This window comes from Exiguobacterium sp. N5 (genome assembly GCF_025842465.1).
GTDB lineage: Bacteria > Bacillota > Bacilli > Exiguobacteriales > Exiguobacteriaceae > Exiguobacterium > Exiguobacterium profundum.
Map to the genome: position 1 here is coordinate 222,330 of NZ_JAPAEP010000002.1, position 19,961 is coordinate 242,290.

Annotated in this window: 19 protein-coding genes; 10 read left to right on the plus strand and 9 right to left on the minus strand. The window is 48.1% G+C overall.

Annotated elements, in window-relative coordinates:
- Positions 1–4 precede the first annotated feature (4 nt).
- The 5 genes from OKS35_RS11995 to OKS35_RS12015 form a co-directional block, all read right to left on the minus strand.
- The gene (locus OKS35_RS11995) at positions 5–439 is read right to left on the minus strand and encodes a GNAT family N-acetyltransferase (protein ID WP_078146021.1); all 435 of its coding nucleotides are present in this window, start codon (positions 437–439) and stop codon (positions 5–7) included.
- Positions 436–1,293 carry an MBL fold metallo-hydrolase gene (locus tag OKS35_RS12000; protein WP_214784463.1) on the minus strand — a complete coding sequence of 286 codons (858 nt, stop codon included), beginning with the start codon at positions 1,291–1,293 and terminating at the stop codon, positions 436–438. The genes OKS35_RS11995 and OKS35_RS12000 overlap by 4 nt, the downstream gene beginning before the upstream one ends.
- The gene (locus tag OKS35_RS12005; protein ID WP_214784466.1) at positions 1,281–2,036 is read right to left on the minus strand and encodes a hypothetical protein; all 756 of its coding nucleotides are present in this window, start codon (positions 2,034–2,036) and stop codon (positions 1,281–1,283) included. The genes OKS35_RS12000 and OKS35_RS12005 overlap by 13 nt, the downstream gene beginning before the upstream one ends.
- Positions 2,037–2,038: 2 nt before the next feature.
- Positions 2,039–5,209: an EAL domain-containing protein gene (locus tag OKS35_RS12010; protein WP_214784469.1), complete on the minus strand. Its 3,171-nt coding sequence runs from the start codon at positions 5,207–5,209 to the stop codon at positions 2,039–2,041.
- Positions 5,210–5,347: 138 nt separating this feature from the next.
- Positions 5,348–6,340 (minus strand): LLM class flavin-dependent oxidoreductase, encoded by a 993-nt coding sequence (locus tag OKS35_RS12015; RefSeq protein ID WP_214784472.1) that lies wholly within the window; start codon positions 6,338–6,340, stop codon positions 5,348–5,350.
- 261 nt (positions 6,341–6,601) lie between these two features.
- Here OKS35_RS12015 and OKS35_RS12020 point away from each other — a divergent pair, with 261 nt between their 5' ends.
- Together OKS35_RS12020 and OKS35_RS12025 are read left to right on the plus strand one after the other, a co-directional pair.
- Positions 6,602–7,975 (plus strand): YjiH family protein, encoded by a 1,374-nt coding sequence (locus OKS35_RS12020; protein ID WP_214784475.1) that lies wholly within the window; start codon positions 6,602–6,604, stop codon positions 7,973–7,975.
- Positions 7,976–8,048: 73 nt separating this feature from the next.
- The gene (locus OKS35_RS12025) at positions 8,049–8,699 is read left to right on the plus strand and encodes a C39 family peptidase (protein ID WP_159563244.1); all 651 of its coding nucleotides are present in this window, start codon (positions 8,049–8,051) and stop codon (positions 8,697–8,699) included.
- Here the strand turns inward: OKS35_RS12025 and OKS35_RS12030 are convergent.
- Positions 8,665–9,489: a hypothetical protein gene (locus OKS35_RS12030; protein WP_214784478.1), complete on the minus strand. Its 825-nt coding sequence runs from the start codon at positions 9,487–9,489 to the stop codon at positions 8,665–8,667. The genes OKS35_RS12025 and OKS35_RS12030 overlap by 35 nt on opposite strands.
- A gap of 92 nt (positions 9,490–9,581) precedes the next feature.
- Between OKS35_RS12030 and rluF the strand changes: the two genes are divergently transcribed.
- A complete protein-coding gene (gene rluF / locus OKS35_RS12035) occupies positions 9,582–10,292 on the plus strand; it encodes a 23S rRNA pseudouridine(2604) synthase RluF (protein ID WP_015880301.1) in 711 nt (236 codons plus the stop codon).
- Positions 10,293–10,320: 28 nt separating this feature from the next.
- Here rluF and OKS35_RS12040 read toward each other — a convergent pair whose 3' ends face one another.
- Positions 10,321–10,761, minus strand: coding sequence for a hypothetical protein (locus tag OKS35_RS12040; RefSeq protein ID WP_214784480.1), 441 nt, complete (start codon positions 10,759–10,761; stop codon positions 10,321–10,323).
- A 295-nt stretch (positions 10,762–11,056) separates the two neighbouring features.
- Positions 11,057–11,806, minus strand: a complete 750-nt coding sequence (locus tag OKS35_RS12045) for an SDR family NAD(P)-dependent oxidoreductase (protein ID WP_214784483.1) — start codon at positions 11,804–11,806, stop codon at positions 11,057–11,059.
- A 114-nt stretch (positions 11,807–11,920) separates the two neighbouring features.
- On the opposite strand from OKS35_RS12045, the gene OKS35_RS12050 reads away from it, so the two are divergent.
- From OKS35_RS12050 to ahpF, 5 genes are all read left to right on the plus strand, one after another.
- A complete protein-coding gene (locus OKS35_RS12050) occupies positions 11,921–12,556 on the plus strand; it encodes a TetR/AcrR family transcriptional regulator (protein WP_264093143.1) in 636 nt (211 codons plus the stop codon).
- Between the two features lie 302 nt (positions 12,557–12,858).
- On the plus strand, positions 12,859–14,727 hold the full coding sequence (gene htpG / locus OKS35_RS12055; RefSeq protein WP_214784486.1) for a molecular chaperone HtpG: 1,869 nt from the start codon (positions 12,859–12,861) through the stop codon (positions 14,725–14,727).
- A 95-nt stretch (positions 14,728–14,822) separates the two neighbouring features.
- Complete coding sequence (locus OKS35_RS12060; protein ID WP_214784489.1) at positions 14,823–15,620, plus strand: hypothetical protein; 798 nt, start codon at positions 14,823–14,825, stop codon at positions 15,618–15,620.
- 333 nt (positions 15,621–15,953) lie between these two features.
- Complete coding sequence (gene ahpC / locus OKS35_RS12065; protein WP_015880295.1) at positions 15,954–16,517, plus strand: alkyl hydroperoxide reductase subunit C; 564 nt, start codon at positions 15,954–15,956, stop codon at positions 16,515–16,517.
- Between the two features lie 11 nt (positions 16,518–16,528).
- Complete coding sequence (ahpF, locus tag OKS35_RS12070) at positions 16,529–18,052, plus strand: alkyl hydroperoxide reductase subunit F (protein ID WP_047795758.1); 1,524 nt, start codon at positions 16,529–16,531, stop codon at positions 18,050–18,052.
- A 38-nt stretch (positions 18,053–18,090) separates the two neighbouring features.
- Here ahpF and OKS35_RS12075 read toward each other — a convergent pair whose 3' ends face one another.
- Positions 18,091–18,492 carry a hypothetical protein gene (locus tag OKS35_RS12075; RefSeq protein ID WP_214784492.1) on the minus strand — a complete coding sequence of 134 codons (402 nt, stop codon included), beginning with the start codon at positions 18,490–18,492 and terminating at the stop codon, positions 18,091–18,093.
- Between the two features lie 128 nt (positions 18,493–18,620).
- Here OKS35_RS12075 and OKS35_RS12080 point away from each other — a divergent pair, with 128 nt between their 5' ends.
- Together OKS35_RS12080 and OKS35_RS12085 are read left to right on the plus strand one after the other, a co-directional pair.
- A complete protein-coding gene (locus OKS35_RS12080; protein WP_074035166.1) occupies positions 18,621–18,968 on the plus strand; it encodes a PadR family transcriptional regulator in 348 nt (115 codons plus the stop codon).
- A complete protein-coding gene (locus OKS35_RS12085) occupies positions 18,955–19,917 on the plus strand; it encodes an HAAS signaling domain-containing protein (RefSeq protein ID WP_264093144.1) in 963 nt (320 codons plus the stop codon). The genes OKS35_RS12080 and OKS35_RS12085 overlap by 14 nt, the downstream gene beginning before the upstream one ends.
- Positions 19,918–19,961: the final 44 nt, after the last annotated feature.

Here is a 19,961-nt window from a genome sequence, read left to right on the forward strand (position 1 = left end):
CCTTTTATAATTGCTTCATCATCATATAGTAATCCGATCCCGGCGGATAGTCCGGTAGCACACCTATTACCGTGTAACCGAATCGCTCATAAAACGGTTTCGCTTGAAACGAGAACGTCGTCAATTTCACACGCGTCGCACCGAGCGACTTCGCTAACGCCTCCCCTTCTCTAAGCAATTGGCTACCGATGCCCTGACCATGAAAGTCTGCATCGACCCAAAGACGATCCAAATCGAACCATCCCCAATACACACTCCCATATAAGCCGGCGATTACCCGTCCTTCTTGCTCCACTTTCAACTGAATGGTCGGCACGTGCGCCTCGCGAATGTCACGATGGTAAATCGAACGAACGTTGTTATACTCACGTAATTGAGTGGTCAAAAACTGTTGGAACGTCTCGTCTTCCTCGTGAATCCGCGTGATAGTGTAAGTCATCTTCCCACCGTCCCGTTCACAAAAAACGTAATCAACTCGTTCTCTTCCTCGGTGATCTCCCGATTGACGAGTGAAGCATATGACTGCGTGATTTCATCAATATTTCCTGGGAAATCATTCGAAATGGTGGCGATTCGTCTTAATGCAAGGCAATCTTCTGCGAAAGATTCACGACTCACCATCTCACCGTGTGACCAGACAATCTGTTTAGCATCAAACGATTCCAATACATTCAACAACCGCAGGGTTTCTTCCGGAGTCATTCGCCATGTGGGAGAATAGATGTCTGCGTATAACGCGTCTCCTAAAAATAATACCCGTTCTTCTACGATGTAAAGGACAACCGCATCTTTTGCGTGGTCTCCTCCGACATGTCGTAACACGACGTGAACGCCACCGAGGTCGAGTGTCAGCGATTCTTGAAACGTCAGCGTAGGTAATACGATTTTGATATCGCGCGCGTCTCCATATTCTTCACGGATTGCTTCCGCGCAAAATGCGATTTCAATCCCTTCCGCCACCCGCTCATCGAGAGAGACATCATCCCAAGCATATGGGACAAGTTTTTCCATCCCCTGTTTGGTCGCTTCACTCGCAATGAAGACCATTCCTTCAAGTGCAGGTAAACCGAAGATGTGATCCCAATGCCAATGCGTCAATGCGACCATCGACGGCGCACGGAGGCCTTGTTTTTCTAGCTGTTCTAAAAAGAATGAGGCGTGCGAAACGGAATTGCCCGCATCGATGAGTAGCGTATGCGTATCGCCGATAACGGCACCGAGAATTGGTCGATCGGTACGGTCAACGGGTGTCATATACCAAAAACGTTCCGAATGTTTGATTAAGGTTTGCATGTACGAATCGACTCCTCCTCTAATAAATTCGTTAATTCTTCAAATGAATGCCGATTATCATTTTGAATCCGAGCGTGCCGAAGAGGTAATCGTTTCAACAGTTCAAGCTCACGTCGTTGGCGTTCCACTAAAATCTCAATCGTTCCGGCCATACCCTTATGCGCATGGTTCACACCATAGGCGCCGCTCGTATAATACTCGACAAAACCGCTTTGCCATCCCATCGGTCGTTCATCATATACAATCGGAAAGATGCGTGCAACGTCATCCAATGCCAAATAAACGACCATCGGATCAATCGGTTTTAGGATGTCTGCGACCTCTTGAACGTATGCTTCCATGTCCGCTAACGGAACATCTTGGGCAACCATTCCAATGGTGAAAGGATTTTGGAGCAACGCACATTCAAAGATGATGTCCTCTTCCTCCCTATCTAACTTTTGAACATAACGCCGCCAGCGTTCGCACATGATTCGTGTGTGAAGGGAGAAAGGTAACTCGTAGACGTCTGTTCCGATCCGTTCTTCATCACCATCATAACGGACGAGCCACCCTTTTTCGATTTCATCGAGAATGCGACCGGTTGATGGTTTGTCCTCGACCCAATAGACATCATGCATATCCACGGGGTGTGACGCATCTACTTCCGAATAGAACTTGCCATTCCGTTTATCTCGCAGCCTCTCGGCAAATGTAGACTTTCCGCTTCCTGGCAATCCTTCAATCAGCCATAATCTCCCCATACTTAAATCCCCTTGTCATCTGAGTATCCACCATATTGGAACCACTGGTCTCCTCCATTGTTCTTTGCAATATACATCGCGGCATCTGCTTGTTGAAGAATCGAATCGACGGTGTCGGTCGACTTGACTAGGGTGACGCCAACACTTGCCGTAAGATGAATGACTTCACCATTCGATGCGTCTATTCCCTGGGAAATAACTTCATTGACCTGTTCAATCCCACTCAGTGGACCCGTTTGCACCAACATGAATTCATCGTCTGAAAAACGGTACACTTGACCACCAACATGCTGGACGAATTCATTTAATCGTTGTGCGATTTCAATTAACACTTCATCCCCTATCATGTGCCCGTACTGATCGTTGATTCTTTTAAAATCGTCTAGGTTGACCAGTGTCACTGTAATCGATGGCGTCCGGTGCATCTTTTTGTATAAATCGGTCGTGAGCGTATGACGATTGTACAGTTTTGTCAGTTGATCTTGTTTTGCGATTCGAATCATCTCGCGTTGTTTCCGTTCCTTTCGAATCCCATTCTCCATCCATCGTGCAAGCAACCGTACCGTCCCAGTCAACTCTTGCAACATTTCCTCATCAAGATGATCATTCAAGTTGCCTTGCTCCGCGAGAAGAACGACCCAGCCAAACACTTGATGCTCATGCGTCAAAGGAAAACTGACAAGCCTCGTGAATTCGATACCATCTACAATCAGATCACCTTCCTGAAGCGTTTGCGCGCCGACCGTTGTCAGTTGATGTAGGGAATGCAGTTCTTCTTCCCCCCAAGTCAAACGAGAGACCCCATGCTCTACTAGAAGACGATGCGAAGGCTCAATCGAGAAGATGACCCCGTGGGAGTAACCGACCCATTCCAATAAAATTTCTTGAACCCGGGCCAATTGATCTTGGAACGGTACACGCAATGCCGTCGCTTCATACAATGCTTCGATTGATTGTTGTCGCGTGATTTGTCTTCTCGAGACTTCCGTGTGCTCGATCTCTGTCATGACCCAATGCGTAAACGATTCGAGCGCCTTCAAATTTTCTTCTGAGAACGTTCTCGCCTGCCCATCCACTACGCAAAGTGTGCCGATGACGTGACCTTGCTTCGTCCGCAACGGTACACCTGCATAAAATCCGATTTGGTCAATCCAAGGACTGTCACTTTCAATCGCTGCTGCCGCAACATCTTCAATCACCAGCGGAGACTCTGATGTGACAACCCGATTACATAACGTCCATTCCCGTTTGAGGTGAGCGGATTCGAGCTCGATACCGACACACGATTTGAACCACTGTTGGTCTGTCGTCATGATCGAAATGAATGCGATTGGCATCTGAAAGGTTTGTGCGACCAATCGGGAGATTCGGTCAAATCGTTCCTCTTGTGGCGTATTTAAAATTTCCAATCGTAATATCGCTTTGAGTCGTTGCAATTCACGCTCATCTAGAGAAGGATGCAACAACTGCGCAGGCTGCTCGATCTTCGATAACATCATCTGATGGGAATACAAGATTCCGAGCGCCTCTTCTAACTCCGCGAGCGGCATCGGACGACTGAAGAAATACCCTTGAATCTCATCGCAGCCGAGCTGACGTAAGATCCGATATTGTTCTTCCGTCTCCACACCTTCAGCCGTCACCTCTAACTCTAGCTTTTTGGCCAACGAGACAATCAGTTTGACGATTTCATACTCTTTCATGCCGCTCTCCTGATCGAGTTGCGCGACGAACGACCGGTCGATCTTGATCCCATCAATCTCGAACAACTTCAAATAATTCAACGAGGAATAACTGACCCCAAAGTCATCAATCAACAGTCGAAATCCTTGTTGTTTGAGCGATTCGACCGTTTTGATCGCCGCTACCGGTTCATGCATCAACGTGTGCTCGGTCACCTCAAACTCAAATTGTTCTGGCACAAGACCATACGATGCAATGATCGCAACCAGTTCATTCATATGGTGTTCATGAAATAAATTCGGTGAGACATTCACAGCCACGCGGCGCCCTTCAAACTGCTCAGGTTGTGACGACACATCCTGACATACCCGATTCATGACGAATCGTGTCACGTCTTCGATCAAGAGTGACTGTTCAGCCACACGAATGAACGTTTCAGGTGAAATGAATCCGAGAACAGGACTCTCCCAGCGAATGAGTGCCTCAAAATGAATCGCACCGTCCATCGACACTTTCGGTTGATACACCATGTATAACTCATCTAGCTTCAACGCTTTGACCAGTTCCGTTTCGATCATCATCTCATCGATGTAACGCTGCACGTACTCATCGTGTTCATATAAACGAATCGTTTGATTTCCCGTCTGACGCGCTTCCAACAGAGCCGTGGAGGCGTTCATGATGACACGGTCGGCATCCGCTGTACCGGCACCAATCCCGATACAACTCGATAACGGGAATTCGGCCTCCGCCACTTGATACGAATGATCTGCAATCACGTCAAGCAAATGCTCGGCGTACATGTATGCCAACCGGATTGGAGTATGAGGTAACACCGCGATAAAGTCTTCACCGTCTACTCGACCGATAATTGAACCTTTCGGAAGCGTATTCGCCAATTGACGTGTGATGTCTTTAATCAACTGATTCGAGCGCTCCACACCTTGAAGCGACATCATCATCTTGAAACGGTTGATGTGAAGGCGCATGACGCTCGTCTCTTCGGTGTCATGTTGCTCGAACAACTGGTCGAGCTCCAATTTGACTTTCATCAGATTTGGCATACCGGTCAAATAGTCCATATGCTCGATACTCTTTAACAACTTGATCTCCGCCTCCTCGGATAAATCAGTTGTCAAACCGAGTACATAACGAACGAGTCCATCCTCATCTTCAATCGGTACAAGCATAGAAGAAGCGAATCGGGCCGTATTGGAGTCGATGTTCATTTGCGACATGAAGTAGACCGGCTCCCCTGTCTCAACGACCGCATCATAATGTTCAATCAATTCCTCGACCACTTCCGAGCGATACATCTCATGTAAATACCGCCCTTCTACATCACTTGGAAGCGAAGAGGCCACCTTCCCCTGTTCGCTCACATTTACGTAACGATAGCCTGCTTCTGTCACTTCCATTAGAAATACCATTCGATACAAGCGTGTGAACAGCTCGAATAGATAATATGGGTCGCCTTTCATCCGTTGCATCGTATCCCTCCACCCGTTCCTTTTTCTTATAGTGTAGTTGGTTTCGCTCAAACTATGGAGAAAACCTTTGAAAAAATGGGGAAACGTTTTTCTCTTATAAAAAAACACCCTCTCATACTTGAGAAGGTGCTCTTCAGGTTAAAGCAATTCATTCGCCAAGAGACGATAGACGTTCAGGCGATCTTCCTGCTTATGCTGGATGCTACAAATCATCGCCTCATCGAAACCATAGCGTTCCGATTCATCCCGTAACTGTTCCGCGATTTGTTTCGGCGTTCCTACGAGGTGGATGGCTCGGTTGTTGGCGATATGGATTTTATCAACCTCCGTGAGCGGATAGTCGTGGGCCGCTTCCGGACTCAACAGCTGTCTCAATTGACCACGCATCAAGAAGAGACGCGACAGATCAGAAGGTCGGGCCAAATATTCCGCCTCTTCTTCCGTCTCTGCCGTCGTGACCAAATACGTGACGCTGATGTCCGGTTTCTCCATAAAATCAGACGGCGTGAAATGGTGACGGTATGTGGCGAGCGTATCGGCACTCAATTGTCCGTTAAAGAACTGGGCAAACGAATAGCCGAGCCCCATCCGTCCGGCCTGCACGGCGCTGTTCCCACTCGAACCGAGTAACCACGCTTCTGGAAGGCTGACACCAGTCGGAGCAGCCGGTGTATTTTTATACCATCTTTCCTCCGGTGCCTCATCTTTAATCAATTGAAGCGTCGTATCGAGTTTCTCGTAAAGTCCATCCATCATCGGTTTCTGCCCTTGTGACATCGCATAGATCGCGTTCGCATCACCGCCTGGCGCACGTCCGACACCAAAGTCGATCCGTCCTGGGGCGAGCGCGCTGAGCGTCTTGAATACCTCTGCCATCTTGAGTGGCGAGTAGTGCATCATCATGATGCCGCCGGACCCGAGACGAATCTTGTTCGTCTTCGCTGCCAGATAGGCCGTGATGACCTCTGGAGCCGAGCTGGCGAACGACATGCCCCCATGATGCTCCGCCATCCACATGCGGTAATATCCTAACTCTTCTGCGACTTGTGCGAGCTCGACCGCACTGTTCAGCGCATGTTCTCCTGTATGACCCGACGTGACCGGCGCCTGGTCTAACACACTCAATCTCATCATGCATTCTCCTATCTCTATAATGAAGTTTCTAAATATCTTGAATTTGTTGGTCTCGCCGTCATCATACTAAATGGTTTGATGGAATACGAATGTTTTGCCTAGTATTTAATCTTGTATTTTTCAGAAAATTTCCGCATATTGTTGATAGCACCTGGTCCTATTTTTTATACTAAGAAAGAAATACGTTTTAAGAACGGCTGGATGTGTAATGGGGATACATAGACAGCACAAACACTTCGGGGAAATGGGGAATGCATCATGAATGGTTCATCAACACCAGACGGAAAGAAATCTTCTTTTTCGAGTCGAGACTTTTTTAAGTTCTTGATTCCATCACTCATCGGGATCATGTTTTTCATCGTACCAATCTCATCAGAGGAAGGCTTCACGATTCCAGTCGCCTTCTTATCCAATCTGCTGATTGACTGGATTGGGGATTTCGTCCCGACACTCGCCGTCATCATGATGGGGATTTCGATTGTCGGCTCATTATTACTCTTTACGGCACGTCCTGCTTTTATGATGGAGCGACCATCCATCAACGCACTGTTTAGCGTGACACCGTTTTGGTTCGTCATGCGCGTGATCGGTTTCATCGCTGGGGTCATGACGCTACTCACACTCGGACCAGAGATGATCACGTCAGAATTTACAGGGGGCTTATTGCTCTTTGATTTGATTCCAATCTTATTTGCGACATTCTTCTTTGCCGGTATGTTGTTACCGCTCCTATTGAACTTCGGACTTCTCGAGTTCGTCGGGACGTTCTTGATGAAGATCATGCGTCCGCTCTTCCGCTTGCCAGGGCGCGCCTCACTTGACTCGCTCGCCTCATGGGTCGGGGATGCGACGATCGGAATTCTACTGACGACCAAACAGTATGAGGAAGGTTATTACACGAAACGGGAAGCGTCGATCATTGCGACGACATTCTCCGTCGTCTCCATCACCTTCACCATCGTCGTCTTACAGTATGTCGAACTCGACCAATACTTCTTGCCTTACTACGGGGCCATCGTTTTATCCGGACTAGTCGCCGCTCTCATCATGCCACGGATTTATCCATTATCTAAAAAGGCAGACACGGCTTATGAGAAGACCGAGCTCAAACCGGAAGAAGAAGTACCCGCGAACGTGTCACTCGGTAAGTGGGCGTTAATTCAGGCGTTACAAAAGTCACGTTCGAGTAAAAGTTTCCTAGAGACGCTCAAAGACGGCTTCAAGAACGTGCTCGATATGTGGATCGGCGTCCTCCCTGTCGTCATGGCAGTCGGGACGATTGCGGTCATCATCGCAGAATATACGCCGTTCTTCACTATCCTCGGAAAGCCGTTCGAACCGATTTTGATGCTCCTTCAAGTGCCTGAGGCATCGGAAGCCGCTCAAACGATGGTCGTCGGTTTCGCCGACATGTTCTTGCCGGCCGTTCTCGGAAGCGGCATCGAGAGTGAGTTGACACGGTTTGTCATCGCTACGTTGTCGGTTACCCAGCTCATCTATATGTCAGAAGTCGGGGGCTTGTTGCTCGGTTCAAAACTACCGATCTCATTCCTCGACCTCGTCTTGATTTTCTTGTTACGTACCTTCATCACCCTTCCGATCATCGTCGGCATCGCACATCTTGTCTTTTAACGAAAACGACGCCCTTTCTCTTTTATGAGATGGGGCGTCCTTTGTATACTAAAAGAAAAGGAGGGAGACCGAGATGGAGCACCCATTTGCAGGACAACTCGAGGTTGCGAACAACGGCTATGCCGGGATCATCGACCCGGAAGCTTATGTGAACGATCGTTATCACGGACGCTGGACATTAAAGCGCGCTGTACAGATTGAAGGCGTGCCCGTCTTGCTCCAACGTCAGTTCGAGAACGGGAAGAACAACTGTACGTTGACGTCCATCACCGCCATCTTCCGTTTCTATCGAGATCATGGGTATACGAACATCCCAGATGATGTGACACAGATCCAAGAAGATGTGCGCGAGATCGCCTTCAAGCATCATTTCAAAGACGAAAAAGGGACGCCGCCGACTCAAATCGCCACCATCATCACGAAACTTTGGAAGCGATACGGGTACGACGGTCGAGGCAGTTCACGCTATCTTTGGAAATGGACGACGTTCGAGCGTGAGCTGAAAGCAAGCCGCCCGTTTGTGTTGAACATGGCGAACGGCTTCTATAAAAACCATTCTGTCACGGGAATCGGCTACTTGCAGTTTGAAAAACGGGGGTTCCCGGACGTCATCTTGTTAGCCGTGCTCGACAATCGTTCGAAGGACGTGCGCTACATCGACTTCAACGAATTCAACTTTTGGGGTAGCATCACGCGTGTCCATCCGCCAGCCACTCGTCCATAATCGTGTCAATCGCTTGCCCTATTTTTAACAGGTGCTCGCGTTTCGCGTATGACCCGTAATGTAGCCCGTTTGAATCACGACCATTCCCGAGCCCAACGAACACTTCTGACGGCTTCATATGAAGTCCGATCATCGGGATACCCGATTCGTGGAGTCCGATTTCATAGGTGACGGCGGGATATGCAGACAGTCTTCCGATTGTTGAAAAACCGCTAAAGGCACGACAGTTATCCCGTCCGAGCACGATGATACGGATTGGTTTGATGTGCGCAATCGTCCGCTCCAACAGTTCGATTGAGGTCGAATGTTCCATCCAGTGGCGCCCGGTCCTCATCTTCCCCATCTGTTCATACGTCGCAAATTTAAAAAAATCGACGTGGATGACAGCGTCCTGATGATCATAGAACGAACGCCCCATCCCGTTGAGGAGTGCCTCGAGTTTGGCGCCATCCGGTTTCCCGAACCAGTTCGTCGTCGCGCGATTCGACTCGAAATAGACCGATGCCCGTTCGAGCGTTTGTTGCAGCGCCTCTTCATTTCCGAGGTAATCGTCAAACGAGAGTATGTTCCGCCAATAGAACTTTTGGTGTTGCCCCGTTCTCGGTGTCCCGTCACGATGTAAAAACTCGCCGCGAGACGGATTCGTCCCGATGGTCAGCCATTGATCCGGACCAGGTCGACCGTACCAAAGGACAGGTGATGCCTCTTGAATCAATTCTTTCTCGAACGTTGTGTCGCACAGTGCTTGTTGAAATCGGATTGCGTCTTGTAACAGTCGTACTGCCTCCATGTCATCCCTCCTCTCCCGTTCGTTTCCCGCTTTCGAGAGTTTATAAAATGCGTTATAGTGAGAGGACGAAGCCAAACAAAGGACGTGTACACATGCGCATCAATAAATTCATCAGTGAATCAGGCAAGGCGTCCCGTCGCCAAGCCGACCGTCTCGTCGAAGAGGGACGCGTCACCATCAATGGGAAAAAAGCAAAAATCGGCGACCAAGTCAAACCGGGCGATGAAGTCCTCGTCAACGGTTCTGTCGCACGGGTTGCCCGAAACAACGTCTACATCGCCGTCCATAAGCCGGTCGGGATCACGAGTACGACAGAGAAAAAAGTAAAAGGGAACTTGGTCGACATGGTCAACCACCCGCTCCGCATCTTCAACATCGGTCGTCTTGATAAAGACTCGGAAGGTCTCATCCTCATGACGAATGACGGCGATATCGTCAACGAGATTCTCCGTGCCGAAGGCGAGCACGAGAAAGAATACATCGTCTCGGTTGATAAGCCAATCACACCAGAGTTCGTCGAGCAGATGGAAGCCGGTGTCAAAATCCTTGGCCAGAAGACACTTCCGTGTAAAGTCCGTCCGCTTTCAAAGTTCGATTTCAACATTACCCTCACGCAAGGACTCAACCGCCAAATCCGTCGGATGTGTGAGGCGCTCGGATACGAAGTATTCCGCCTCCAACGCGTTCGTGTCATGAACATCACGCTCGGGAAACTCCCGCCTGGACAATGGCGCGATCTTTCGAAAAAAGAGCGTGAGCAGCTGTTCCGCGAATTGAATTACGAACCGAAAGAATGGTACTAAAAAGCAGCCTGAGTCGTCTCAGGCTGCTTTATTCTGGTCGAAGTGATGAGACATGGTCGGTCTCACGACGAATGAAACGTTTGAGTTGAGCGCTCAAGTCGTCGAGCTGTCCCATCGTCGTCCTCATTCTAAATTTCATATGAACATGGTCAAATGAGTCAAACTGCCATTCATCATGAATGAAAATATCGATTTGGATGGTCCCAATCCGGTCAATCAACGTGAAAGTTAGATTGACTTGCAAATCATCCGAACCCTCTTCTTCATCGACTAGTCTCCATGTGATTGGTTCTTTGCCCCACGCTTGATTGAATTGATTGATCTTTTGATGAAGATCTTCAAGACTCGCATCATCTAAATAAATCAACTGATTACTGGTGCAGGCAGAAGACCGAAGTTGAAGCTGAACTTGATAAAACAGCTCCGTTTCATCCATCCAAATCCGTTCCATCTCAAACTGAGTGTCCATCTCACTATACCAACTTTCATAGTTAACTAAGTAAAATCAATTTCCTTTTTCGGCTCATTTGGCACTGTTCTACACTTGTCATCTCACTCTTTCATGTCGACTATATCATGTCAATTTGATGAATCACTTAAACTCTTTACACAAAACGGGAATATAAATAATACAGATGATTTTAAAATGAAAAGAGGTGAATCCTCATGAATGGTGCAATCTTTCCACATACTTCAATCGGAAATGGAGTTAATCGGAATCTTAGAGTAATTAAAAAAGTAGGGCCTCCATAGAGACCCTACTTTTACTTCGCCGTCACGCCACCATCTACCGGAAGTTCGATCCCGCTAATATGATTCGCCTCGTCTGATGCAAGGAATAGGACGGCTGCTGCCACCTCATCCGCTTGTCCGAGATTCGGCAAAGCGATTTGATTCAAGAAATGTTGTTTATAGTCTGGATGCTCCATATGTGGTGCACTCATCGGTGTCACGATATACCCAGGATGCACCGAGTTGACCCGAATATTTTGCTTCCCGTAATCGACGGCCGCTGCTTTTGTGAGAGAACGGACAGCACCTTTTGAGGCCGTGTATGCCCCGGCACCTGCCATACCGGTCAGTGCTGAGATGGAGGAAATGTTGACGATCGACCCTCCGCCATTCTCTGTCATGAGCGGAATCGCATACTGTGTCCCTAACATGACCCCATCGATGTTGATGCGATACGTGCGCGCCCAGTCCTCTTCTGTCTGTTCCAAGAACGGTTTCGCGAGTGCGATTCCGGCATTATTGATGAGGATATCCAATTTGCCACACGTCGCTTCGACTTCTGCAAACACGTCTTCCCAGCTCGAGCGTGATGTCACGTCATGTTTCACCGCGATGGCTTCCCCACCTTGCGCCCGAATCGACTCGACTACATTGTTTACTCCTTGTTCATTGATGTCTGTCGCGACGACTGTTGCCCCTTCTTTGGCGAATAGACGTGCCGTTGACTCTCCCATACCGCTTCCTGCCCCTGTGATGACCGCTACTTTCCCCTGTAAACGCATTGTCCCAGCTCCATTCATTAAATTATGATAGTCTAACTATCATAATCATAATTGGATATGACATTAATCTCAACGAAACTGCTCGAAGACGATATACTAAGGACAGACAATGAGGTGATCGAATTGAGTAAACGACAACAAAACAAAGAGGAACGAGTTCAACTGATTATCCAAGAGGCAGAACGCTTATTTATAGAGAATGGCTTTGAGAAGGTTCAGATGCAGGACATCGCGGACGCTGCAGGAATTGGGGTGGCGACACTGTTTCGCTACTTCCCGAAGAAAGATCAATTGATCGTCGCGGCAGCCGTCAAAAATCTACAGCCGACACTCGAGCGATTTGAACAGTTTGTGAATGAGGAAGGCAACGCCTATGAACGGCTCGAGATCATCTTGAACCACTTTTTCGAGATGCAGTTGGAGCGGACGAACCATGCCCGTTTCCGAGAGGCATTCGAGAGCTATGCATCGCTCGTCGCCTCACCTCTTCCTGGAATCGAGACATACATCGATGTTCAACGACAGATCATGCAGACACTCGAACCCTTGATCGAAGATGGGAAACGAGACGGTTCATTCCGCTCGGATATCGATGTGAAGGTGACCGTCGTCACAATCATCAATACGTTCGGGACGTTCGGCAACAACATCATGTTGAAGTCGCACATCAGTTATTTAGAGGACGATATCGAACCGGCCGTACAATTGCGTGCTTTAAAAGAGATGTTCCTCGCATCCATTCGAGCATAAGAAAAGCCTCCCTTCGCTTGAAGGGAGGCTAGTTGTATACATAAAAAATGAGCACCTCTCACTAGAGGTGCTCTCGAAAGTCTACCGCGACGGACCACGCTCCACAACGTGCTCCTCAAGGGAATGTCCGCCGTCTTACATAGACCAGCTCATCGCATGTACTCAACTATATGCGAAACCTACGTCCTCGTCAATCTTTTCTTCAATCTCGGTTGACATCTTCCTAAAAATTAGGATAATCAATAGTGTTAGCACTCCTATATGCAGAGTGCCAAAATATAGACATCAAAAGGAGAACGATCATGACAAAGAAACAGTTTCAAACGGAATCGAAACGAATTTTAGAGTTGATGGTCCACTCAATTTATACACATAAGGACATCTTCCTGCGTGAGCTCATCTCGAACGCGAGTGATGCCATCGACAAGATGTATTATCGTGCCCTCTCAGACGAAAGCATCGAGTTCAACAAAGACGATTACTTCATCAAAATTGAACTCGACAAAGAAGCACGGACGATCACGATTCGCGATACAGGGATTGGGATGACAGAAGAAGAACTCGAAACAAACCTCGGAATCATCGCAAAGAGCGGTTCACTCGCCATGAAACAGGCGACGAAGATGGAAGAAGACCATAGCCTCATCGGTCAATTCGGGGTCGGGTTCTATTCCGCGTTCATGGTCGCTGACCGTGTGACCGTGCGGACTCGCTCGATTGACAGTGATCAAGGATACGTATGGGAGTCAGAAGGCACAGACGGCTATTCGATCGAGCCGACAGACAAAGCGGACATCGGTACAGAAATTATGCTCCACTTGAAGGCAGACACAGAAGATGATACGTATTCGTCATTCCTTGAAGAATACGAGATTCGCTCACTCATCAAGAAGCATTCGGACTTCATCCGTTACCCGATCAAACTCGATGTGACGAAACATCGTCAAAAAGAGGACTCAGAAGAGTATGAGGATTACAAGGAAGAAGAGACCGTCAACAGCATGGTGCCGATTTGGCGGAAGCGTAAGAGCGAGTTGACTGACGAAGATTACAAGGCGTTCTATCACGAGAAACGCTACGGCTTTGATGAGCCACTCAAGCACCTTCACTTGAACGTCGACGGGACGATTCGTTATCAATCAATCCTCTACATCCCGTCAACGGTTCCGTTCGACTATTACACGAAAGAATTCGAGAAAGGGCTCGAGCTCTACTCGAACGGCGTGTTGATCATGGAGAAGTCACCCGACCTCTTGCCGGATTACTTCGGCTTCGTCAAAGGGATGGTCGACTCAGAAGACCTCTCCCTCAACATTTCCCGTGAAATGTTACAGCAGGACCGCCAACTTCGCGTGATTGCGAAGAACGTGAAGTCGAAAATCAAAGGCATGCTTGAGAAGATGCTCCAAAACGAGCGTGAGGACTATGAGAAGTTCTATGAGTCGTTCGGTCGCCAATTGAAGTTCGGCGTGTATGACCAGTTCGGCGCAGCCAAAGACGAACTGAAAGACTTGATTCTTTTCCATTCTTCTTACGAGAAGAAACTTGTATCGCTCAAAGAGTACGTCGAGCGGATGAAAGAAGATCAGAAGTATATCTACTATGCGACAGGCGAATCGATTCATCGCATCGACCTCTTGCCACAAGCAGAACGTTTGAAAGAAGAAGGATACGAGATCCTCTACTTCACAGAAGAGATCGACGAGTTCGCCATCAAGATGCTTCAGTCGTATGAAGACAAAGAATTCAAATCGATCGCGAGCGGCGATCTCGGTCTCGATGACGCGGAAGCGAAATCGCTCAACGAAGACAACCAAGACTTGTTCGCACTCATGAAAGAAGAGCTCGGAGACCGCGTCAAAGAAGTGCGTGCCTCGACACGTCTCAAGTCGCATCCGGTTTGCTTGACGGTTGCGGGTGACGTCTCAATCGAGATGGAGAAGATTTTGAACGCGATGCCAAACGGCGGCGGCATGAAAGCGGAGAAAGTGCTCGAAGTGAATGCCGACCACGCCATCTTCCAGACACTCCAACGTGTGTATAAAGAAGATGAAGCGAAAGCGAAACAATATACAGACCTCTTGTATCAACAAGCCCTCCTCATTGAAGGGTTACCGATTGAAGATCCGGTAGCGTATTCGAATGCGGTGTGTGCGTTGATGGCGGAGTGACGGTGAAGGCAGAGGGAGTCCTCTGTCTTTTTCGTTTTTAATAAAAAAGCATGCTACACTCTATTTAAAAGAAAAACCTGGAAATGAGGTGCTTTATGCTGTTCGAAAAAAACAAAGTGTATAGACGTTCCTTCATCCATGATCAATATGGCGGAAGCCGTCAACGAGGAATCAGTACACCTAACAAACATAAACTTATTTTTATTTTTGATAGTGGAATGGATCAAGAATTTGGATATAAGAATGGCTGGAGCGAAGAAGATGGTTTGTTCTACTATAGTGGCGAAGGACAAGAAGGAAATCAAACCTTCTCCTTCGGTAACAAGGCGCTTCTCCATCACATCGAAAATGGTGAGGATGTTTATCTATTTGAATCTCTCGGAAAAGGAAATTATCGTTTCGTAGACCAACTTGTTTTGATTGGCTATGATATTCAATTTGGAATCGACAAACATCAAAATCAGCGAGAAGTCATCGTTTTTGCTTTCGAACCTCTCCACGTCGTACAGGAAGAATCTCACGAATATGCAACAACTATGAGGGACAAATCAATTGTGGAACTCGAACGAATTGCCAATCGTGACCCTAAGCGTGCGACTGGATTAAGCATGTCGATTCGAAAGCGCCAAGTGAGGGAACAGACAGCGGCTTTATATTATTATGTGCTTGCGAGAGCAAATAATCACTGCGAAGCATGCGGTCAAGCCGCACCATTTGATACTGAACAAGGGCCTTATTTAGAACTTTACTCATTATATAAAGAATCCGATGAGGGATTGGCTCTCCCTGAACAAGTAATAGCTACTTGCCCTAACTGTCATGCTCGACTTCGGAAAAGTAAAGACCGTGCTTTGTATCGAGAAAAAATCATACAGCAAATTCTTCAACCTTAATCGCTACTTGTGATTAAGGTTGTTTTATTGATGTAATTGATAATCCTCCAATTTCCGACGAGAAAATGTATAACCCTTTCCAAAATATTATCAACTATACTCATGATTTTTATTTTTCAAAATAAGAAAATAGCGAGAAAAATACCGATCGTTATGTAATCGTTTTCTTTGCTTTTATTAAGCCAAATACAGACAATCTTTTGATACACCTTATATTTTCAAAGCATGCAAACGCCTTGACAATTTCAGCTCGTTATATGAAGTTAGTATTACATTATAATTATTCTAGTCGAGATAGAAACACTAGAGTAAAAAACAAGGAGGACATAACCCATGTCATTAATCGGCAAAGAAGTACTACCATTCAAAGCACAAGCATTCCAAACAGGTGAATTCCTCGAAGTTACAGAGAACGACCTCAAAGGCAAATGGAGCGTTGTCTGCTTCTACCCAGCTGACTTCACATTCGTCTGCCCAACTGAACTTGAAGACCTTCAAAACGAGTACGCTACACTTAAAAACCTCGGTGTAGAAGTATACTCTGTCTCAACAGACACACACTTCACACATAAAGCTTGGCACGAAACATCTGAGAAAATCGGAAAAATCGAGTACATCATGATCGGTGACCCATCACACGTCATCTCACGCAACTTCGATGTCTTAAACGAAGAAGACGGCCTCGCAGACCGTGGTACGTTCATCATCGACCCAGATGGTGTCATCCAAACTGTCGAGATCAACGCTGGCGGCATCGGCCGTGACGCGAGCACGCTCGTCAACAAAGTCAAAGCAGCACAATACGTACGCAACAATCCAGGCGAAGTCTGCCCAGCGAAATGGGAAGAGGGTTCTGAAACACTCCGCCCAAGCCTTGACCTCGTCGGTAAATTGTAAGGAGCGATTGCATGTTAGAAGCAGCGATTAAACAACAGCTCGACCAATATCTCCAGCTCATGGAGGGCGATGTCGTCCTCCGTGTAAGCGCTGGGGAAGACAAAGTCTCAAACGAGATGCTCGAGCTCGTCAACGAACTCGCCAGCATGTCATCACGCATCTCGGTCGAACGCGCGACACTCGAGCGTACACCGAGCTTCAGCGTGAATCGTCCATCCGAAGAGACAGGAATCGTCTTCGCGGGGATTCCACTCGGACATGAGTTCACATCACTTGTCCTCGCCCTCCTCCAAGTGAGCGGGCGCGCGCCGAAAGTCGATGCGGATACAATCAAACAAATTCAAAATATCGAAGGCACATATCACTTCGAGTCGTACATCAGTCTCAGCTGCCACAACTGTCCTGACGTCGTGCAAGCGCTAAACGTCATGAGCGTCCTCAATCCGAACATCACGCACACGATGATCGATGGAGCCGCGTTCAAGGATGAAGTGGAAGCAAAAGAGATCATGGCTGTCCCGACGGTCTTCTTAAACGGAGAATCGTTCGGTAACGGTCGGATGTCACTCGAAGAGATCTTGGCGAAACTCGGTACAGGTCCTGACGCTTCTGCGTTTTCGGATAAAGACCCGTATGACGTCCTCGTCGTCGGTGGCGGTCCAGCGGGTGCGAGTGCTGCCGTATACGCGGCTCGTAAAGGAATCCGTACCGGAATCATCGCAGAGCGCTTCGGCGGCCAAGTGATGGACACGATGGGGATCGAGAACTTCATCGGTACCGCTTATACAGAAGGTCCAAAGCTTGTCGCAAGTCTTGAAGAGCACGTCAAAGAGTACGGCATCGACGTCATGAACCTCCAACGCGCGAAGCGTCTTGAGAAAAAGGACCTCGTCGAGATTGAACTCGAGAACGGCGCTGTCTTGAAGAGTAAGAGCGTCATCCTCTCGACTGGTGCACGCTGGCGTAACGTCAACGTCCCAGGTGAGGCGGAGTTCAAAAACAAAGGGGTCGCTTACTGCCCGCACTGTGACGGTCCTCTCTTTGAAGGGAAACGTGTCGCGGTCATCGGTGGCGGTAACTCTGGGATCGAAGCAGCCATCGACCTCGCAGGGATTGTCAAGCACGTAACGGTCCTCGAGTTCGCTCCTGAACTCAAGGCTGACCAAGTGCTACAAGATCGTCTTCACAGTCTCCCAAACGTGACTGTCATCACGAACGCTCAGACGACAGAAATCACGGGTACGGACAAAGTGAACGGCATCTCGTATGTGTCTCGTGAGACGAACGAGTCACATCATGTCGAACTTGAAGGCGTCTTCGTCCAAATCGGTCTCGTCCCGAACACGGATTGGCTCGACTCGGTCGAACGCAACAACTTCGGGGAAATCGTCGTCGACCGTCACGGCGCGACGAACGTCCCAGGTGTGTTTGCGGCAGGAGACTGCACGAACAGCGCCTACAAACAAATCATCATCTCGATGGGTTCTGGTGCGACAGCCGCACTCGGCGCTTTCGACTACATGATTCGCAACTAACAAAAAGACTCGCCCTCTATCATGAGAGCGAGTCTTTTTTACAGTTCAAACGTCTTCCCCGAGTCCGGGATGAATAAAATCGAGTCTCCACTCTCCGTTTCAAACCGATAGCCTACTCGAGGGGAGAATGGATTCCATTCTCCCCCGGTCGTCGGAACGCTCTCCATGTACGCCACGTCATTGTACGTTTTGCTCAACGTCTCTTCTGCCTCGGCTAACGAGTAGCTCGGAATCGAAAGCAAAATCGCCACCACTACACTCATCACTCCGACCGACGCCGCCCAAAGAGTCGATGTCGGCTTTCGAAACTGTGCCAAGACTAGCAGCATGATGATCCAGCCAATCGGTACCCCAAACGTCGCCGCATTCCCATACCACTGCGCATTGATCGTCAATAAACTGACGATCACCACACCGCCAACCATCCACCACCACTTCATGAACATCACCTCCCCTTTATCATCCCAAAATCAGGAAATGAATCAACGTTTTTTATTCATATTGATGTATGATAACTTATAGTGTATGATATACAGTATAAAGATAAACGAATGAAGGAGGCGAAAAAATGTCTGATGTAAAAGCCTCGTTGGTGACGGAGTTGCGGCGCGGCACATTGACGATTGCGGTGCTCAGTCAGTTGAAGACACCCCAATACGGCTATTCTCTCGTTCAAGCACTGCTAGATGCCGATATCAACATTGATCAAAGTACGCTCTACCCGCTCTTGCGTCGACTTGAAAAACAAGGACTCGTCACGAGTTCCTGGGATACGACAGAGAGTCGACCACGCAAGTACTACGTGCTCAGCTCGGATGGGATGGACATTTTGAATGAGTTGTACGTGGAATGGATGAACATGTCGAAAACGTTGACCCGTCTAATTGAAGGAGGAAATGATCATGAATCTTCGTGATGTGTATATCGATGAAGTCACCTCTCGAATCCCAGAGTCGATGCGGCAAGACGTCGCACTCGAATTGGAATCGACCATTGATGACATGACTGGAAATGACCCGTCTGAAGCGGCTTTATTTGAAGCATTGCGCCAACTCGGCGACCCTCAAATCCTCGCTGCTCGCTACGCGAACCGACCACTTTATCTCATCGGTCCTGCTCTCTTCACACAGTACGTGAACATCATTAAAATCGTCTTACCGATTGCCGTCACGGTTGTCACCATTCTCTCGATCATCGGTTATTTGACCAATCCCATCGACGACACGTCTTGGAGTCAATTCTTGATTCAAGCATTCCTTCAAACTGGTGCGGCTATCTTCAATGTCGTCGTTCAGACGCTATTCTGGATCACCCTCACGTTCTTCATCATTGAACGTGCTGTACCTGAGGGTGAAGTGCCTTTCTCTAGTTGGAAACCTGAGCAACTCAAGAAGGTAAAACCACGTTCGACCTCGATTTCTTTTGGTTCGATTTTGTTTGACTTTATCGCCACCGTTCTGATGGTCGTATTGTATGTCAACGCCGAGCAGTTGATTCGTGTTGTCACAGATAGTGAATCCTATCCGCTACTCAATGCGTCGGTCTTGGATCAATTCTTCCCGTTTGTCATCGCCCTGGCCGCCTTTGGGATCGCCATCGCCATTTACAAATGGCTGGTTCGACATTGGACAAAGCCGCTCGCCTTATGGAACGCGCTCTTCAATATCGTATGGATTGTCGTCACAGCGCTCATTATGCTGCAACCCGATCTAATTTCGACCGAAGCGCTCCCGTTGATTGCTGAGCAAATCAACGCCGACCTTGAAACAATCAGTCGTTGGGGCGTCTGGAGTGTCTTACTCACCATCATCATCGTGTGTATTCTCGATTTAGCAGAAGGTTTGATCAAAGCGTTTCGACGTTGACCTCACATTCAAACGTTTCATTTCCAAGGAAAGTGGAATAGCGG

What these genes read in the sequence shown, in the direction of transcription:
- OKS35_RS11995 (WP_078146021.1), bottom strand. Translation starts at nt 439, where the DNA reads ATGACTTACACTATCACGCGGATTCACGAGGAAGACGAGACGTTCCAA.
- OKS35_RS12000 (WP_214784463.1), bottom strand. Translation starts at nt 1,293, where the DNA reads ATGCAAACCTTAATCAAACATTCGGAACGTTTTTGGTATATGACACCC.
- OKS35_RS12005 (WP_214784466.1), bottom strand. Translation starts at nt 2,036, where the DNA reads ATGGGGAGATTATGGCTGATTGAAGGATTGCCAGGAAGCGGAAAGTCT.
- OKS35_RS12010 (WP_214784469.1), bottom strand. Translation starts at nt 5,209, where the DNA reads ATGCAACGGATGAAAGGCGACCCATATTATCTATTCGAGCTGTTCACA.
- OKS35_RS12015 (WP_214784472.1), bottom strand. Translation starts at nt 6,340, where the DNA reads ATGAGATTGAGTGTGTTAGACCAGGCGCCGGTCACGTCGGGTCATACA.
- OKS35_RS12020 (WP_214784475.1), top strand. Translation starts at nt 6,602, where the DNA reads ATGAATGGTTCATCAACACCAGACGGAAAGAAATCTTCTTTTTCGAGT.
- OKS35_RS12025 (WP_159563244.1), top strand. Translation starts at nt 8,049, where the DNA reads ATGGAGCACCCATTTGCAGGACAACTCGAGGTTGCGAACAACGGCTAT.
- OKS35_RS12030 (WP_214784478.1), bottom strand. Translation starts at nt 9,489, where the DNA reads ATGGAGGCAGTACGACTGTTACAAGACGCAATCCGATTTCAACAAGCA.
- rluF (WP_015880301.1), top strand. Translation starts at nt 9,582, where the DNA reads ATGCGCATCAATAAATTCATCAGTGAATCAGGCAAGGCGTCCCGTCGC.
- OKS35_RS12040 (WP_214784480.1), bottom strand. Translation starts at nt 10,761, where the DNA reads ATGGACACTCAGTTTGAGATGGAACGGATTTGGATGGATGAAACGGAG.
- OKS35_RS12045 (WP_214784483.1), bottom strand. Translation starts at nt 11,806, where the DNA reads ATGCGTTTACAGGGGAAAGTAGCGGTCATCACAGGGGCAGGAAGCGGT.
- htpG (WP_214784486.1), top strand. Translation starts at nt 12,859, where the DNA reads ATGACAAAGAAACAGTTTCAAACGGAATCGAAACGAATTTTAGAGTTG.
- OKS35_RS12060 (WP_214784489.1), top strand. Translation starts at nt 14,823, where the DNA reads ATGCTGTTCGAAAAAAACAAAGTGTATAGACGTTCCTTCATCCATGAT.
- ahpC (WP_015880295.1), top strand. Translation starts at nt 15,954, where the DNA reads ATGTCATTAATCGGCAAAGAAGTACTACCATTCAAAGCACAAGCATTC.
- ahpF (WP_047795758.1), top strand. Translation starts at nt 16,529, where the DNA reads ATGTTAGAAGCAGCGATTAAACAACAGCTCGACCAATATCTCCAGCTC.
- OKS35_RS12075 (WP_214784492.1), bottom strand. Translation starts at nt 18,492, where the DNA reads ATGAAGTGGTGGTGGATGGTTGGCGGTGTGGTGATCGTCAGTTTATTG.
- OKS35_RS12080 (WP_074035166.1), top strand. Translation starts at nt 18,621, where the DNA reads ATGTCTGATGTAAAAGCCTCGTTGGTGACGGAGTTGCGGCGCGGCACA.
- OKS35_RS12085 (WP_264093144.1), top strand. Translation starts at nt 18,955, where the DNA reads ATGAATCTTCGTGATGTGTATATCGATGAAGTCACCTCTCGAATCCCA.